Below are 16,728 nucleotides of genomic sequence, written 5' to 3' on the forward strand. Positions count from 1 at the left end.
GTCGGCCAAGGCTTGCGAGAGACACCCTCCCGCGCCTAGAGAATGCGTCGCATCTAGCGCCAAATGTCGGGCGCCAAAAGGCGGCGCTGGAAACCAACGGAGGAATTGCCGTGACGACGATCAGCGCCGACCAGATGCGGGACCGGATCGGCACCGAGACCGTCTCCGACTGGGTCGAGGTCAGCCAGGCGATGATCGACCGGTTCGCCGAGGCGACCGGCGATCGCCAGTTCATCCACGTCGATCCCGTCGCCGCCGCCGCGACGCCGTTCGGCGGCACCATCGCGCACGGCTTCCTGACGCTGTCGCTGATGCCGCTGCTCGCCGCGAGCGTGCCCGACGCGCCGCAGCTTGCGGGCGTGAAGATGGGCGTCAATTACGGGGGCAACAAGGTCCGCTTCCTCACCCCCGTCCGCTCGGGCAGCCGCGTGCGCGGCCGCTTCCGCCTGCTCGCCTTCGACGAAAAGCGGCCCGGCCAATATCAACAGACGACCGAATTCACCGTCGAGATCGAAGGCGCGGACAAGCCCGCGCTGATCGCCGAATGGATCAGCCAAGCCTTTGTTTAATATCAGTTTTCTGGATATCCACCCCACGCTTTATGCGTGAAGTTAGGGAAGTTAGCCCATGCGCTCCGCCGTCATCGTCTCCACCGCCCGCACCCCGATCGGCCGCGCCTATCGCGGCGCCTTCAACGACACCACGCCGCAGGCGCTCGCCGCCCATGCGATCAGCCACGCGGTCCAGCGCGCCGGCCTCGACGGCGCCGAAGTCGAGGACGTGGTGATCGGCGCCGCACTCCAGCAGGGCCATCAGGCCGGCAACATCGCCCGCCAGTCGGCCTTGCGCGCCGGCCTGCCGATCTCGGTGCCGGGCATGTCGCTCGACCGCCAATGCGCCAGCGGCCTGATGGCGATCGCCACCGCCGCCAAGCAGATCGTGCTCGACGGCATGGACATCGCGGTCGGCGGCGGCGTCGAGAGCGTCAGCCTCGTACAGACCCCGCAGATGCGCGTCGCCCCCGACAAGCAGCTGATCGCGATGCACGGCGACATCTACATGCCGATGCTTCAGACCGCCGAGGTCGTCGCCAAGCGCTACGGCATCAGCCGCGAGGCGCAGGACGCCTATGGCCTCCAGTCGCAGCAGCGCACCGCGGCGGCCCAGGCCGCCGGCCGCTTCGACGCCGAGATCGTGCCGCTGTCGGCGACGATGAACGTGGTCGACAAGGCGACCAAGGCGGTCAGCACCAAGGACGTCACTTTGTCGAAGGACGAGGGCAACCGTGCCGACACGACGCTGGAAGGCTTGCAGGCGCTGCAACCCGTCGTCGGCCCCGACGGCGTCATCACCGCCGGCAACGCCAGCCAGCTGTCCGACGGCGCCTCGGCCGCGGTGCTGATGGAGGAGAGCATCGCCGCCGCACGCGGCCTCACCCCGCTCGGCCGCTATGTCGGCATGGCGGTCGCCGGCACCAAGCCCGACGAAATGGGCATCGGCCCGGTCTACGCCGTCCCCAAACTGCTCGAAAAGAACGGCCTGACGATGGCCGACATCGGCCTGTGGGAACTCAACGAGGCGTTCGCAGTGCAGGTCCTCTACTGCCGCGACACGCTCGGCATCCCCGACGAACTGCTCAACGTCAACGGCGGCGCGATCTCGATCGGCCATCCCTACGGCATGTCGGGCGCGCGCATGACCGGCCATGCGCTGATCGAAGGCAAGCGCCGCGGCGCTAAGTATGTCGTCGTGACGATGTGCGTCGGCGGCGGCATGGGCGCCGCGGGCCTGTTCGAGGTGCTGTGAGGTTGAAACTCGACATCCGAAACGGTAAATAGACGTCGGCAACTTCATGGGCTGCCCTCTGTTGGAGCCCCGACCGCTGCTACGGTCGGGGCTCAATCGTTTGGGGTCCGGGCTGCCACCCGAACCCCGCCCGGCACCTTACCTTTGGCGCGCCACTTCGATGATCTTCAGGACCAAGGTCCCGAAGCTGAAGAGCACGCCTAGGATCAGGCACAGATCGGCAAGCTTCATGGGCTCACTCCTCTGTCGTGACGGCAGGAGCGCCGCCGCGGGCGATCATGACCACACCGGCCCTATCGCGCAACCAACCCCAGCGATGCTCGTTCTCCCGCCGACCCCATAGGAGAAGACGCATGGCCGATCAGCACAGCCCGCAGGAAATCGCTGCCAAGTTCCTCGAGAAGCTGCGCAGCAGCCCGTTCGTGATGATCGGCCTGATCGACGGCGAGCATTCCGAACCGATGACCGCACAGATCGACGACGATCAGCCCAACACGCTGTTCTTCTTCGCCGGTCGCGACAATCGCATCGCCAAGGGCGGCGATGCCATGGCGCAGTTCGTCGGCAAGGGGCATGATTTCTTCGCCTGCCTCGCCGGCTCGGTGACCACCGACAACGATCCCGCACAGATCGACAAGCTCTGGAACAACCAAGTCGACGCGTGGTTTCCGGGCGGTAAGCAGGACCCGAACCTGACGCTGCTGCGCTTCGACATCGACAGCGCCGAATTGTGGGAAACCGACATCTCGATCTCCGGCCGCGTCAAGATGCTCTTCGGCGGCACCATTCATGGCGATGAATCCAGCAGCCACGCCGTGGTCGGCTCGGTCGCCTGATCGAAGCCGGGGCGGCCGCGCGCCGCCCCGTCATCGCGGTCAGCCGTTGGCCGCGATCCATTCCTCGACCACCGGCGCCACCCGGCTGCGCCACTTCGAACCGTTGAAGATGCCGTAATGGCCGGCACCTTCCGCCATGTAATACCGCTTCTTCTCGTCCGGCAGGTTGGTCGCCAGCGTCAGCGCCGCCTTGGTCTGTCCCAGACCGGAAATGTCGTCGCGCTCTCCCTCGATCGCCAGGATCGCGACGTCGGTGATCGCCGCCGGATCGACCCGCCGCCCGCGGTGCATCATCTCGCCCTTCGGCAAGGCATGCTTCTGGAACACCAGCTCGACCGTCTGCAGGTAGAATTCCGCGGTCATGTCGCAGACCGAGCGATATTCCTCGTAGAAGCCTTTGGTGGCGTCGGCGCTTTCCTCGTCGCCCTGGACGAGATGTTTGAACATCTCCCAATGCGACATCATGTGGTTGCCGAGGTTCATCGACATGAAGCCGGCAAGCTGGAGAAAGCCCGGATAGACCTTCCGTCCGCCGCCCGGATACATCATCGGCACGGTCACCACCGCATTCTGCTCGAACCAGGCATGCGGCCGTTCGGTGGCCAGCGTGTTGACCGCGGTCGGCGCCTCGCGCGTGTCGACCGGACCGCCCATCATCGTCAGTGTGCGCGGACGGCTCGGGTTCCGGTCGGCGCTCATCAGCGCAACGGCGGCATAGCAGGGCACGGACGGCTGGCAGACCGCGAGCATATGCGTGCCGCCCCGTCCGTCGTTGGGCCCCATCGTCTCCAGGAACGCGATGAGATAATCGATATAATCGTCGAGATCGAAGCGGCCTTCGCTCAACGGCACCAGCTTCGCATCGCGCCAGTCGGTAATGTAGACGTCGGCGCTCGGCAGCATCCGTTCCACCGTACCGCGCAGCAACGTCGCGAAATGGCCCGACATCGGGGCGACGATCAGCAGCTTCGGTCCACCCTCGACGCCTTCGCGGCGGAAGTGCTTGAGCTGACCGAACGGCTTCTGCAGCACGATCTCCTCGGTCACCGCGACCTCGCGGCCGTCAACGGTCGTGTGCGTCAATCCGAACGCCGGCTTGCCGCGCGTCGCCGAGGCATGGGCGAACACCTCGAGCGCCGAACTGACCACCGATCCGCCATCCATATACGACCACGGATTGGCGGGATTGCGCATCCAGTCGGCACCGAAGCTGGCCATGGCACTCGCCCCGGCCAGAAGGGAGCGCTGCATTTCATAGGCATCATAGAGCATGCTGATATCTTCGCCCAAAAAGGTTGCCGTATACGTAATCCGTATCACGTTCGATGCAATCGGACCAACGATACGCTCCGATCAGTCTGAACGCCCGAGATCGCCGACGAGGCCCCTGTCCGCATCGGCCGGTGCCGTTGAGCCGCTCCCCCACGCCTGCTAGGCGCGGTAAGGATGGCCAAACCTCCGCTACCGACCACCCGCCGCCTCGGCGACCTGCGCCTCGTGTGGGATCGCGTCCTCGCCTATCCGCGCCAGCTCGCCATCGCGCTCGCCGCGCTCACCACCACGTCGGCGGCGACGATCGGAATCCCTTATGGCTTCAAGCGGGTGATCGACCGCGGCTTCACGCCCGGCGGCGAGGGCTCGGTGGCGTCCTCCTTCCATTATCTGCTGATGATCGTCGCGGTGCTCGCCATCGCCACCGCGATCCGCTTCTATTTCGTCTCATGGCTCGGCGAGCGCGTCGTCGCCGACATCCGCACGCAGGTGCAGGCGCATCTGCTCGGCCTGACGCCGCGCTTCTTCGAGGAGAACCGCCCATCGGAGATCGCGTCGCGCCTCACCTCGGACACCACGCTGATCGAGGGCGTCGTCGGCAGCACCGTGTCGATCGCGCTGCGCAACACCTTCACCGGCGTCGGCGGCATGATCTACCTGTTCGCCTTGTCGCCGAAACTCGCGGGCATGCTGCTGCTCGGCATCCCGCTCATCATCCTGCCGGTGACCGTGCTCGGCCGCCGCATCCGCAACCTGTCGCGCGCGTCGCAGGACCGCGTCGCCGACGTCGGCTCGCTCGCGACCGAGACGCTGGGCGCGATGAAGATCGTCCAGGCCTTCGGCCAGGAACCGCGCGAGGCGCAGCGCTTCACTGCCGCGGTCGACGCCACCTTCGCCGCGGCCAAGCGCCGCATCGGCCTGCGCGCGGTGATGACCGCGATCATGATCTTCCTGATCTTCGGCTCGATCACTCTGGTGCTGTGGGAGGGCGCGACCGACGTCGCCGCAGGCCGCATCACCGGCGGCGCGATCGCCGCCTTCGTGCTGACCGGCGGCATCGTCGCCGGCGCGTTCGGCGCGCTCACCGAAGTCTATGGCGATCTGCTGCGCGGCGCCGGTGCCGCCGGCCGGCTCGCCGAGCTGCTGCGCGAACAGCCCGAGATCACCCGCCCCGCCGCGCCGATCCCGCTGCCGGTGCCGGTCAGCGGCGCGCTGACCTTCGATCATGTCCGCTTCCATTATCCGACGCGGCCGGACGTCGCGGCGCTCGAGGATTTCACGCTGGCGATCCGCGCCGGCGAGACGGTGGCGGTGGTCGGTCCGTCGGGTGCGGGCAAGTCGACGCTGTTCCAGCTCGCCGAGCGCTTCTACGATCCGGCCGAGGGCCGCATCCTGCTCGACGGCGTCGACCTGCGCGAGGCCGATCCCGCCGCGGTGCGCGCCCAGATCGCGATGGTGCCGCAGGACACGGTGATCTTCGGCGCCAGCGCACGCGACAATCTGCGCTACGGCCATTGGGAGGCGACCGACGACGAGCTCTGGGCCGCCGCCGAGGTCGCCAATGCCGCCGACTTCCTGCGCGCGCTGCCTCAGGGGCTCGACACCAACCTCGGCGAGGGCGGCGCGCGGCTGTCGGGCGGCCAGCGCCAGCGCGTCACGATCGCTCGCGCGCTGCTGCGCAACGCGCCGATCCTGCTGCTCGACGAGGCGACCAGCGCGCTCGATGCGGAGAGCGAGCGGCTGGTGCAGCAGGCGCTCGACCGGCTGATGGAGAATCGCACGACGCTGGTGATCGCGCACCGGCTCGCGACCGTCCGCGCCGCGCAGCGGATCGTGGTGATGGATCAGGGCCGCATCGTCGAGGAAGGCAACCACGCCTCGCTGATCGGCCGCGGCGGGCTATATGCCCGGCTGGCGAGTTTGCAGTTCAGCGAGGCGGCGTAGCCCTCGCCTTGACCGTCATCCCCGCCTTCGCGGTGATGACGATGTGGGTGGGACAGGTCACAGTGCTCCTGCGCAAGCAGGAGCCCAGAGCCAAGCAGAACAACCGCGTATGGCGTGCGGGACTCCTGGGCTCCTGCTTTCGCAGGAGCACTGGGCGCTTTCGCAAAGGTTTCGCTTTTGCCGGCATGACGGGAGGGCGGTGAGCGAGGACGGCGGCATCTTGATCCCGCGCGCGTCCACGCCCATCACCGGTACGGACAGCAGAACAGGAGAGACCCATGCGCGACCATGACATCATCGTCTATGGCGCGACCGGCTTTACCGGCCGCCTCGTCGCCGAATATCTCGTTCAGCAGCAGGTCACGCGCTGGGCGATGGCGGGGCGCAGCCGCGCCAAGCTGGAGGAGGTGCGCGATCTGATCGGCGCGCCCGCCGACACGCCGCTGATCGTCGCCGACGCCGACGATCCCGCCTCGCTCAAGGCGATGGCCGAATCGACCCGCGTCGTCGTCACCACCGTCGGCCCCTACCAGCTCTATGGCGCAGCCCTGGTCGCCGCCTGCGTCGCCGCCGGCACCGCTTATGTCGATCTGTGCGGCGAGCCCGCGTGGATGCGCCAGATGATCGACGCGCATCACGCCGCCGCGCAGGCGAGCGGTGCGCGCATCGTCTTCTCCTGCGGTTTCGATTCGATCCCCTTCGATCTCGGGGTGCTCACCTTGCAGGAATGCGCGCGGGCGAAATACGGCCACCCCGCGCCGCGGGTGAAGGGCCGCGTCCGCGCGATGCAGGGCGGTTTCTCCGGCGGCACGGCGGCCAGCCTCAAGGCGACGCTCGCCGCAGCGGCGCGCGATCCGTCGATCCTCGGGCAGCTCGCCAACCCCTTCGCACTGACGCCGGGGTTCAGCGGCCCGCACCAGCCGACCGGACTGTTCCCCGAATTCGACGCGACGCTCAACACCTGGGTCGCGCCGTTCATCATGGCGGCGATCAACACCAAGAACGTCCATCGCACCAATTTCCTGCTCGGCCACCGCTACGGCACCGATTTCGTCTACGACGAGATGATGGTCGCCGGCCTCGGCGAGATGGGCAAGGCCGCCGCAGAGGCGATCGCCAAGCTCAATCCGCTCGCCAGCGACAAGGGCCCCAAACCCGGCGAGGGCCCGAGCAAGGCGGAGCGCGACGCGGGCCATTACGACCTGCTGTTCGTCGGCCTGATGCCGGACGGCGCACGCTTCGACGCGGTGGTCACCGGCGATCGCGATCCCGGCTACGGCTCGACCAGCAAGATGATCGCCGAGACCGCGCGCTGCCTGCTCGAGACCGAAGGCGCGGGCGGCGTGTGGACGCCGGGCGCGCTGCTCGGCACGACGCTGCGCGACCGGTTGCAGGACAAGGCAGGCCTGACTTTCACCGCCGGGTGATCGAAACCTTCACAAAAGGTCGCATCATCCGTGGTTCACCATAGTGCTCCTGCGCACGCAGGAGCCCAGGGCCAAGCAACCCGACGCCTTGTGGGGTGTGGAACTCCTGGGCTCCTGCGTTCGCAGGAGCACCGGGGGGCGTTTCCAGAGGCTTCGACTAGCTCCCGGGTGACAAAAGGGCGACGCTTCGGCGAGCATCACCCTCCCGGAATCGAAAGGATACCGAATATCGATCCGGCCTAGCGCACCAAGGTAACAAAACTATAGGCCGGTCGCTCGCCTTCGGCGGCGACGTCCTCCCGCGCCACCTCGCGCCAGTTGTCGAAGCCCGGCATCGTCACGTCGCCCTCGGCGGCGCAATGCACCTCGGTCAGCTCGATCCGGTCCGCCCGCTCGCGGAACAGCGCGAACACCTCCGCGCCGCCGATCACCGCGACGTCGTCCCCCGCCAGTGCCAGCGCGGCATCGACGTCGTGAACCACCTCGGCGCCGGCCGCCGACCAGTTGCGGTCCCGCGTCAGCACGATATGCCGCCGCCCCGGCAAGGGTGCGGGAAAGCTCTCGAACGTCTTGCGCCCCATCACCATCGGCCGCCCCAGCGTCATCGCCTTGAAGCGCTTGAGATCGGCGGGCAGCCGCCACGGCAAGCCGCCGTCGCGACCGATCACGCCATTGTCGGCGCGCGCCAGGTGGAAGCTGATCACACCGACACCGCCGCCTTGATATGCGGCTGCGCGGCATAATCGTGCAGCACGAAATCCTCATAGGCATAGGCGTCGATCGATTCGGGCCGGCGCAGGATCTCCAGCCGCGGCAGCGGCCCCGGCGTCCGCGTCAGTTGCAGCCGCGCCTGATCGAGGTGATTGGTGTAGAGATGGCAGTCGCCGCCCGTCCAGATGAACTCCCCGACCTCGAGCCCGCATTGCTGCGCAAGGATGTGGGTCAGCAACGCGTAGCTGGCGATGTTGAACGGCACGCCGAGGAAGATATCCGCCGACCGTTGATAGAGTTGCAGCGACAGCCGGCCGTTGGCGACATGCGTCTGGAACAGGCAGTGGCAGGGCGCCAGCGCCATCGCGTGGAGGTCGCCGGGGTTCCAGGCGGAGACGATCTGGCGGCGCGAGGCGGGCTGCGTCTTGATCTGCTCGACCAGTTCCGCGATCTGGTCGATGTGCCGACCGTCCGCCGCCACCCAGTCCCGCCATTGCTTGCCGTAAACGGGGCCGAGGTCGCCCGCCGCGTCTGCCCATTCGTCCCAGATGCGGACCTGCTGCTCCTGCAACCAGCGCACGTTGGTGTCACCGCGCAGGAACCAGAGCAATTCGATGATGATCGAGCGCAGGTGCAGCTTTTTGGTGGTGAGCACCGGAAAGCCCTGCGCCAGATCGAAGCGCATCTGCGCGCCGAAGACGGACAAGGTGCCGGTGCCGGTCCGGTCCATCTGCTCCGCGCCGCTGGTCAGCACGCGGTCCATGAGATCGAGATATTGCCGCATGCGCGACGCGTACCGCCTGCGGCCGATTTGGGCGAGCTTTTTGCTGCGTAGCGCGGGTGGCTGCGGCAAGGATCGCTGGTGCCGGATCTCTCTGCTCCGATCGTGATCGCCGATGCGCGCGCGGCTGCCGTCCTGCTCACCGGGCTGGCGGACGCGGCGATCGAGCGCGCGGTGGTGCTCTATCTTGATCCGCAATGGACGCTTCTCGGCCGGTCCGACTTCGTCGGGTCCGCCGATACGGTAACGCCGCCGCTGCGCACGATCATCGCCGAGGCGCTGCGACTCGACGCGACGGCGCTGGTTTTGGCGCACAACCATCCGCGCGGCAGCACCCGGCCGAGCGCCGCGGACATGGCCTATACGCGCGCGCTCGCACGGGTGGCGGACGCGCTCGATCTGGTGCTGGCGGACCATCTGATCGTCGCGGGCGCCGAGGTAATGAGCCTGCGCGACGCAGGACTGATTTAGGCGGATTCGACCGCAGGGCTTTGCGGGACAAGTCCTCCCCCTAGTAGGGCAGGGCAATCGCATATGGACGCTCGTGTGAGCCTGTCGTCTTCCAAGCCCACTCCGTCACCCCGGACTCGTTCCGGGGTCCACCCTGCGGCGAGGAGAAAGGCTTGATTCGACACCGTTCTCTCGCGGCCCGGTGGACCCCGGAACGAGTCCGGGGTGACGAGTCTAATGGGGAAATTGATTGAGCCTCATCACTGCAGCCATATGCGATAGCCCTCCCCCTGACGGGGAGGAATTCGACTGAACACGATCCCGCTCGATTCGTCCCCGCCTAGCGGAGGACGCAGGGCTTGATCGCTTCCGGCTCGGGCCGCGGGCCGACCGCGCGGAAGGTCGCCAGATAGCCGCCGGCGGAGGGCATCTCCGTCATCGACACCTGGCGATAGCCGACCGCTTCGAACTCGCAGCGGAGCAGCGCCGGCGGGGTGCCGTGGTTCTGCGTCTGGCGATTGGCGTCGACGACGACGACCAACCCGTCGGGCTTCAGCGCCGGCCGCAGCCGCCACAGGAACTCATAGGGCTGCTCGATCTCATGGTACATGTGGACCATCAGCACGCGGTCGAAGCTCGCATCGGGCAGCTTGGGGTCGGCGGGCGCGCCCAGCCGGACCGAGACGTTCTCCAGATCCTCGCGCGCGACGCGCTCGGCGAGCATGTCGCGTACGCTGGCGACGATATCCTCCGCCAGCACGCGCCCCGCCTTGCCGACGCGGCTCGCCAGACGGATCGTGTAATAGCCTTCGCCCGCACCGATGTCGGCGACGGTCATGCCCTTGGCGATACCCGCCTTGTTCATCACCTCGCTCGCCTCGTTGAGCCGGTCGCGCGCTTCCTCGTTCGACCAGCGCGCCGAGACGATATGCGCCACCGGCCGATCCGCCACGGGAAAGAGCATCGGCTGTTCGTCGCGCTTGATCAGCGGCTTGGACCCGTCGCACGCGGCCAGCGCCAGCACGGACGCGACGATCAGGGTCCGGCGCAGGCTCAATCCACGTCCTCCACCTCGACCTTTTCGCCGGTCACGCGCTGCGACAGCGCCGCCGCCATGAACGGATCGAGCGCGCCGTCGAGCACGTCGCTTGGCGCGGTCGAGGTCGTGCCGGTACGTAGGTCCTTCACCAGCTGATACGGCTGGAGCACGTAGCTGCGGATCTGATGCCCCCAGCCGATATCGGTCTTGGTCGCATTCTCGGCATTGGCCGCCTGTTCGCGGATCGCGAGTTCGCGCTCGTACAGGCGGGCGCGCAACTGGTTGTACGCCTCCGCCTTGTTCTTGTGCTGCGATCGCTGGTTTTGGCACTGGACGACGATGCCGGTCGGAATGTGCGTGATGCGCACCGCCGAATCGGTCGTGTTGATGTGCTGGCCGCCGGCGCCGCTCGCGCGATAGGTGTCGATGCGCAGGTCGCTTTCGTTATATTCGACCTGGATGTCGTCATCGATGACCGGATAGACCCAGACGCTCGAGAAACTGGTGTGGCGCCGCGCCGCGCTGTCATAGGGGCTGATCCGGACCAGCCGGTGCACGCCGCTCTCGGTCTTGGCATAGCCGTAGGCGTTCTCGCCCTTGACCAGCAACGTCGCCGACTTGATCCCCGCCTGTTCGCCGGCGTGATAGTCGATCAGCTCGACCTTCATGCCGCGGCGTTCCGCCCAGCGCGTGTACATGCGCTGCAGCATGCCCGCCCAGTCCTGGCTCTCGGTGCCGCCGGCGCCCGAGTTGATCTCGATATAGGTGTCGTTCGCGTCGGCCTCGCCGGCGAGCAGCGCCTGGATCTTGTCGCGATCGGCGCGTTCCGCCAGCGCGGCGAGCGCCTCGACGCCCTCCGCCTCCATCGCGGTGTCGCCCTCGGCCTCGGCCATCTCGATCAGCTCGACCGTGTCGTCGAGTTCGGACTGGATCGCGCGCGTCGCGGTGATCGCCTCGTCGAGGCGCCGCCGCTCGCGCATCACCTCCTGCGCGGCCTTGGGGTCGTTCCACAGCGCCTGGTCCTCGACGCGGGCGTTGAGTTCGTCGAGACGGCGGAGCGCACGGTCCCAATCGAGGAACCGGCGCAGCAATGCCAGTGCCTCTTTGATGCTGTCGACGTGGGACTGCGCTTCGGCGCGCATGGGAACTCTCCGGGTAAGCTGAATGGCGATGGAAGCGCCTATGTAGGAGCAGGCGCTAGTAGATTCCGCCTTGTCTTTGCAAGAAATCGCTGTCGCGGGGCGTATTCGCCGCGCGGGTGGGTGCGCTGGCCGCCGCCGCGGCGGCCGGTGACGGCCCGCGATGGATCGCGCGGCGCGGCTCGCTCTGCGGTTTGAACGCCTCCCAGATCACCGCCGCCTTGGGATCGGCATCGGTCGGGAAGGTACCGTAGACCGGCCGCCCGCTCGCCCGGTCGATGCGCACCATGCGGATGCCGGCGGGGGCGCGGAACGGGATCTTCTCGAGTCCCTCATACGCCTTGACCGCGAACTCCTTGAAGATCGGCGCGGCGAAGGTGCCGCCCTGCGCATAGCCGCCGAGATTGGTCGGCGTGTCGTAGCCGACGTACAGCCCGCCGATGAACTGCGGCGTACCGCCGACGAACCAGACGTCGGTCGGCCCGGTCGTCGTGCCGGTCTTGCCGAACATCGGCCGGTCGAGATCGCGCAGCACGACCGCGGTACCGCGCTGGATCACGCCCTCGGTGATATGGACCATCTGATAGGCGGTCATCGCGTCGATCACCTGCCGCGCGCGGTCGCCGGGGCGCGGCATCGCCTTGCCGTCCCAGTCGCGCGCGTTGCAGCCGTCGCAGGCGCGCCAATTCTCGGGCAGGATGACCTTGCCGTGGCGATCCTGGACGAAGTCGATCAGCGTCGGCGCGTGCGCACGGCCGTTGTTGGCCAGCGTCGCATAAGCGTTGACCATGCGGCTGACCGTGGTGACGCCGGCGCCGAGCGCATTGGCGAGATAGGGCTGATAGTCGCCCACCCCCATCCGCTTCATCACGTCGACCACCTTCGGCATGCCGGTGGTCGCGGCGGCGCGCACGGTCATCAGGTTGCGCGACTGTTCGATGCCCCAGCGCATCGTATGCGGCCCGGCGGCGCGCATATTGCCGAAGTTGCGGAAGCATTTCTGCCCGAGCCGCGCGCCCTGGTAGACGCAGAACGGCCCGTCGATGATGATCGACGCCGGCGTCATGCCATTCTCCAGCGCGGCGGAATAGACGATCGGCTTGATCGTCGAGCCGGGCTGGCGCAGCGCCTGCGTCGCGCGGTTGAACGCCTGCAACCGGCTGTCGAAGCCGCCCTGCATCGCCAGCACCCGCCCGGTCGCCGGCTCCTCGACGACGAAGCCGCCGGAGACCTTGGGGACCGAGCGCAGGCTGTATTCGCCACCCGCCGGCGCCACCGCGATGATGTCGCCCGGCTCGATCGCGCCGAAGCTCGTACCGCCCTTGCCGCGCACCGGCATTTGGGCGTTGCCGCGCGGCAGACGACCGGTCTGGCCGTCGCTGAACCCGATCTGCCACGCGTCGCCGTCGCGCGCGATCACGATGCCGGCACGCCAGTCGCTATAGTCGAGCCCGATATTGGTGTTGAGCAACGTCTGGAGCCAGTTGTCGCCGTCGACCTCCTTGTGCGCGATCGGCCCGGCCCAGCCGCGGCCGCGTTCGTAGCGCAACAGGCCATCGCGCAGCGCCTCCGCGGCAAGATCCTGCAACCGCGTGTCGAGCGAGGTGCGCACCCACAGCCCGCCCTGATAGACGCCATAGGGCCCGTCGCGCGCGGTCTCGCCGAACCTGCCGATCAGCTGGCGGCGTACCTCCTCGACGAAATAGCCGCCGACCCGCTCGAATTTCGGCGTGCGGCGCAGGATCGTGCCGAGCGGCTCGCCCGCCGCCTGGTCGTGCTGTGCCTGGGTGATGAAGCCGTTGCGCAGCATCTCGCCGAGCACGTAATTGCGCCGCGTCATCGCGCGGTCGGCGTGGCGGACGGGATCGTAGTTCGACGGCCCCTTGGGCAGGATCGCCAGATAGGCGAGCTGCGCGAGGTCGAGCTCGTCGAGCTCCTTGTCGAAATAGGCGTGGCTCGCCGCCTCGACGCCGAAGGCGTTCCGCCCCAGCGCGATCTGGTTGAGATAGAGTTCGAGGATCTGCGGCTTGGTCAGCGTATCCTCGATCTTATAGGCGAGGATCGCCTCCTTGAGCTTGCGCGTCGGCGAATAGGCGTTGCCGATCAACAGGTTCTTGGCGACCTGCTGGGTGATGGTCGAGCCGCCCTTGGCGCGCCGGCCGGTGCCGAACTTGCGCGCATAATCGATCACCGCACCGCCGAGGCCGGGATAGTCGACGCCGTGATGCTCGAAGAAGGTCTTGTCCTCCGCGGCGAGGAAGGCGCGGACGAGCATCGGCGGATATTCGGCGAAGCTCAGTTCGACGCGCCGTTCGCGGGCATAGGACTGGATCGGCGTCCCGTCGATGCCGCGCACGTTGGTGGGCAGCGGCGGTTCGTAGGTGCGCAGCTGGTCGACCGAGGGCAGGTCGCGCAGGATCGTCACCCACAGCACGCCATAGCCGATCGCGGCAAGCAGCGCGAGGATCGCCAGCCCCTTGACCCACCAGCGCCGCCAGACGCGACGCACGAGGCCGCGCAACCCGCCTTGATCGCGGAATGCGGTGAATCGGGAGGTGCGGGGAGCTTCGGACGCCATGGTTCAGGCGCCGGCGTGTAGCAGGTTCGCGCCCGGTTGCCACCCTCACCCCACCTGCCCCGTCATTCCGGCGCACGCCGGGATGGCGGGGAGAGTCGGTCGACAATTCCTCGCCCTCCACCACTCGGCATGCGCCGAGCGGTCCCCATCCCCCTTGCAGGCAGGGCTATCGCATTTGCCTAGGTTGATGAGGTTCAATCGGTTTCATCATTGGATCCGTCACCCCGGACTTGTTCCGGGGTCCACCCAGCCGCAAGAGAATGGTGTCGACTTAAGCCTTTCTCCTCGCCGCAGAGTAGACCCCGGAACCAGTCCGGGGTGACGGGGTGGGCTTGGATGTCGGCGGGTTTGGATCAAGGTTCATGTGCGATAGCCGTGCCATTGCGGGGAAGGAATTTACCGCCACTCATCCCCCGTTCAGCCCGAGGCGCGCACCGCTTTCGCCGTGACCTCCCCACGCCGCCCGCCTATACTCACGCCGTGATCTTCCGGACCGTCCCCAGCATGAAACGTCTCGCCTGCTTCGCCGCCGTCGCGGCGCTCGTCTCCGCTGCGCCCGTGCAGGCGCAATCGATCCTGCGCGATGCCGAAACCGAGTCGATGTTCAGCGACATGGCGGTGCCGCTGGTCAAGGCCGCCGGCCTGTCGCCGCGCGACGTCAAGGTCGTGCTGATCAACGACGAATCGATCAACGCCTTCGTCGCCGGCGGGCAGACGGTCTACGTCCACTCCGGCCTGTTGCAGGCGGCGGTCAACGCCAATCAGGTGCAGGGCGTCATCGCGCACGAACTCGGCCATATCGCCGACGGTCACGTCGTCCTCGCCGACAACGGCATCAAGCCGGCGATGCACATCACCTTGCTCTCGATGGTGCTCGGCCTCGCCGCGGTCGCCGCCGGCGCGGGCGAGGCCGGCGCAGGATTGATGGCGCTCGGCCAGTCCGCCGGCATGGCCAAATATCTCTCGTTCAGTCGGACGCAGGAAAACTCCGCCGACGCCGCCGGTGCGCGCTTCCTCAACGCCGCGGGGGTCACCGGCAAGGGCATGCTGAGCTTCTTCAAGACGCTACAGCAGCAGGAATATCGTTACGGCGTCGAGAATATCGATCCGTTCATGCAGACCCACCCGCTGTCCGGCGAGCGGATCGCCAATCTCACCGCGGTGCTGCAGAATTCGCCGGCGTGGAGCAAGCCGTCCGACCCGGCGCTGGAGGAGCGCTTCCGGCGCGTGAAGGCGAAACTGGAGGGCTATGTGATGACGCCCGACCGGACGCTGAAGGATTTCCCCGAGAGCGACGGCAGCATCTACGCGCATTATGCCCGCGCTTATGCCTGGCATAAGGCCGGCTATCCCGACAAGGCGGACGCCGAATCGGTCGCGCTGATCAAGGCCAAACCCGACGATCCCTATTTCCAGGAAATCCGTGGCCAGATCCTGCTCGAGGCCGGCCGCCCCGTCGACGCGATTCCGCCGCTACGCGCCGCCACCGAAGGCTCGCGCAACAATCCGTTGATCGCCACCACCTTCGGCCACGCGCTGATCGCGACCGAGAACAAGGCCAATTATCCCGAAGCGATCAAGGTGCTGCGCGTCGCGGTCGGTCGCGACGACGAGAATCCGTTCGCCTGGTATCAGCTCGGCACCGTCTATGAGTTGACCGGCGACACGCCGCGCGCCGCGCTCGCCACCGCCGAGCGTGCCAGCATGGAGGGCGACCACCGCACCGCCGCGCAGAGCGCGCGCTATGCGCTCGCCAACCTTCCCGCCAACACGTCCGATTGGATCCGCGCGCAAGACATTGCGATGGCCGCGCAGAACGACATGGACGACAATCCGAAGAAATATAAGAAACGATGAGCCGTTATACCCTGCCGCTGGTCGCGGTGCTCGGCGGCCTGATCGGCGCCGGCGCCGTGTGGAGTTCCGAGCGTTTCACCTCACCGGGGGGCGCCGATCAGGCGCGGATCGAGCGCGTTGTCCACGATTACGTTCTCTCCCATCCGGAGATCATCCCGCAGGCGATGCAGGCGTTGCAGGAGCGCCAGTCGGGCGAGACGGTCGCCGCCAATCGCGACGCGATCCTGACGCCGTTCGGCAGCGCCTGGGCTGGCAATCCCAAGGGCGACGTCACTTTGGTCGAATATTTCGATTACAATTGCGGCTATTGCCGTGCGTCGCTGCCGATGATCGCCGACCTGCTCAAGCGCGATCCGAACCTGCGCATCGTCTATCGCGACCTGCCGATCCTGTCCGAGGCGAGCCGCACCGCGGCACGCGCCAGCCTCGCAGCGGCACAGCAGGGCAAGTTCCTCGGCTTCCACGACGCGCTTTACGCGGGCGGGCCGGTGAGCGACGCCTCGATCAAGGGCGCGGCGGCGAAGGCGGGCGTGACGCTGGCGGCGCTCGACACCGGCACGATCGATGGCGAGATCGCCAAGAACATGGCGACCGCCGCCAAGCTCGGCATGAACGGCACGCCGAGCTGGGTGGTCGGCAACCGCGTACTGTCCGGCGCGCTGCCGGTCGAGGAACTGGAAAAGGCGATCGCCGCCGCGCGGGGGAAATAGGCCCCCGCTTCCCACACACTGTCATCCCCGCGAAGGCGGGGATCCATACGCGCAGGCCTCACGGCAAGAACCGCATCGTCAGCGTCTATGGATTCCCGCCTTCGCGGGAATGACAATGGTCGAGGAGGGTATCGCCACCCTTCGTCATCACTTTCGCCGGGATGACGAAAATGAACAG

14 protein-coding genes are annotated in these 16,728 nt (G+C 67.3%); 8 read left to right on the forward strand and 6 right to left on the reverse strand.

Going from position 1 to position 16,728, the window contains the following annotated elements; genetic code table 11:
- The first annotated feature begins 134 nt into the window (after positions 1 to 134).
- The 3 genes from FFS23_RS11745 to FFS23_RS11755 all read left to right on the forward strand — a co-directional run bounded on the left by FFS23_RS11745 (position 135) and on the right by FFS23_RS11755 (position 2,642).
- Positions 135 to 569, forward strand: a complete 435-nt coding sequence (locus FFS23_RS11745) for a MaoC family dehydratase (RefSeq protein ID WP_169742563.1) — start codon at positions 135 to 137, stop codon at positions 567 to 569.
- Positions 570 to 627: 58 nt separating this feature from the next.
- Positions 628 to 1,806, forward strand: a complete 1,179-nt coding sequence (locus FFS23_RS11750) for an acetyl-CoA C-acyltransferase (RefSeq protein WP_137898736.1) — start codon at positions 628 to 630, stop codon at positions 1,804 to 1,806.
- Between the two features lie 353 nt (positions 1,807 to 2,159).
- Positions 2,160 to 2,642 carry a pyridoxamine 5'-phosphate oxidase family protein gene (locus FFS23_RS11755; protein ID WP_137898737.1) on the forward strand — a complete coding sequence of 161 codons (483 nt, stop codon included), beginning with the start codon at positions 2,160 to 2,162 and terminating at the stop codon, positions 2,640 to 2,642.
- 39 nt (positions 2,643 to 2,681) lie between these two features.
- On the opposite strand, the gene FFS23_RS11760 is transcribed toward FFS23_RS11755, so the two are convergent.
- Positions 2,682 to 3,914, reverse strand: a complete 1,233-nt coding sequence (locus FFS23_RS11760; protein WP_137898738.1) for a polyhydroxyalkanoate depolymerase — start codon at positions 3,912 to 3,914, stop codon at positions 2,682 to 2,684.
- A 174-nt stretch (positions 3,915 to 4,088) separates the two neighbouring features.
- Here FFS23_RS11760 and FFS23_RS11765 point away from each other — a divergent pair, with 174 nt between their 5' ends.
- Together FFS23_RS11765 and FFS23_RS11770 are read left to right on the forward strand one after the other, a co-directional pair.
- Positions 4,089 to 5,858 carry an ABC transporter transmembrane domain-containing protein gene (locus FFS23_RS11765; protein ID WP_137898739.1) on the forward strand — a complete coding sequence of 590 codons (1,770 nt, stop codon included), beginning with the start codon at positions 4,089 to 4,091 and terminating at the stop codon, positions 5,856 to 5,858.
- 278 nt (positions 5,859 to 6,136) lie between these two features.
- Positions 6,137 to 7,285 carry a saccharopine dehydrogenase family protein gene (locus tag FFS23_RS11770; RefSeq protein ID WP_137898740.1) on the forward strand — a complete coding sequence of 383 codons (1,149 nt, stop codon included), beginning with the start codon at positions 6,137 to 6,139 and terminating at the stop codon, positions 7,283 to 7,285.
- A gap of 239 nt (positions 7,286 to 7,524) precedes the next feature.
- Here FFS23_RS11770 and FFS23_RS11775 read toward each other — a convergent pair whose 3' ends face one another.
- Positions 7,525 to 7,989 carry a dihydrofolate reductase gene (locus tag FFS23_RS11775; RefSeq protein ID WP_137898741.1) on the reverse strand — a complete coding sequence of 155 codons (465 nt, stop codon included), beginning with the start codon at positions 7,987 to 7,989 and terminating at the stop codon, positions 7,525 to 7,527.
- The gene (locus FFS23_RS11780) at positions 7,986 to 8,780 is read right to left on the reverse strand and encodes a thymidylate synthase (protein ID WP_137898742.1); all 795 of its coding nucleotides are present in this window, start codon (positions 8,778 to 8,780) and stop codon (positions 7,986 to 7,988) included. The genes FFS23_RS11775 and FFS23_RS11780 overlap by 4 nt, the downstream gene beginning before the upstream one ends.
- Before the next feature lie 78 nt (positions 8,781 to 8,858).
- Here FFS23_RS11780 and FFS23_RS11785 point away from each other — a divergent pair, with 78 nt between their 5' ends.
- Positions 8,859 to 9,248, forward strand: coding sequence for a JAB domain-containing protein (locus FFS23_RS11785; protein WP_249340644.1), 390 nt, complete (start codon positions 8,859 to 8,861; stop codon positions 9,246 to 9,248).
- Positions 9,249 to 9,567: 319 nt separating this feature from the next.
- Here FFS23_RS11785 and FFS23_RS11790 read toward each other — a convergent pair whose 3' ends face one another.
- From FFS23_RS11790 to FFS23_RS11800, 3 genes are read right to left on the reverse strand one after another with little or no spacing between them, the layout of a single operon-like run.
- Positions 9,568 to 10,284 carry a class I SAM-dependent methyltransferase gene (locus FFS23_RS11790; protein ID WP_052075548.1) on the reverse strand — a complete coding sequence of 239 codons (717 nt, stop codon included), beginning with the start codon at positions 10,282 to 10,284 and terminating at the stop codon, positions 9,568 to 9,570.
- Entirely contained in the window at positions 10,281 to 11,408 is a 1,128-nt protein-coding gene (gene prfB, locus FFS23_RS11795) for a peptide chain release factor 2 (RefSeq protein WP_038661167.1), read from the reverse strand. The genes FFS23_RS11790 and prfB overlap by 4 nt, the downstream gene beginning before the upstream one ends.
- 55 nt (positions 11,409 to 11,463) lie before the next feature.
- Entirely contained in the window at positions 11,464 to 13,983 is a 2,520-nt protein-coding gene (locus FFS23_RS11800) for a penicillin-binding protein 1A (protein WP_137898744.1), read from the reverse strand.
- Between the two features lie 504 nt (positions 13,984 to 14,487).
- Here FFS23_RS11800 and FFS23_RS11805 point away from each other — a divergent pair.
- A complete protein-coding gene (locus FFS23_RS11805) occupies positions 14,488 to 15,840 on the forward strand; it encodes a M48 family metalloprotease (protein ID WP_038661173.1) in 1,353 nt (450 codons plus the stop codon).
- Positions 15,837 to 16,550 carry a DsbA family protein gene (locus FFS23_RS11810; RefSeq protein ID WP_137898745.1) on the forward strand — a complete coding sequence of 238 codons (714 nt, stop codon included), beginning with the start codon at positions 15,837 to 15,839 and terminating at the stop codon, positions 16,548 to 16,550. The genes FFS23_RS11805 and FFS23_RS11810 overlap by 4 nt, the downstream gene beginning before the upstream one ends.
- The last annotated feature ends 178 nt before the right edge of the window (positions 16,551 to 16,728 follow it).

It is taken from the genome of Sphingomonas sp. 2SG, assembly GCF_005503285.1.
Classification (GTDB): domain Bacteria; phylum Pseudomonadota; class Alphaproteobacteria; order Sphingomonadales; family Sphingomonadaceae; genus Sphingomonas; species Sphingomonas taxi.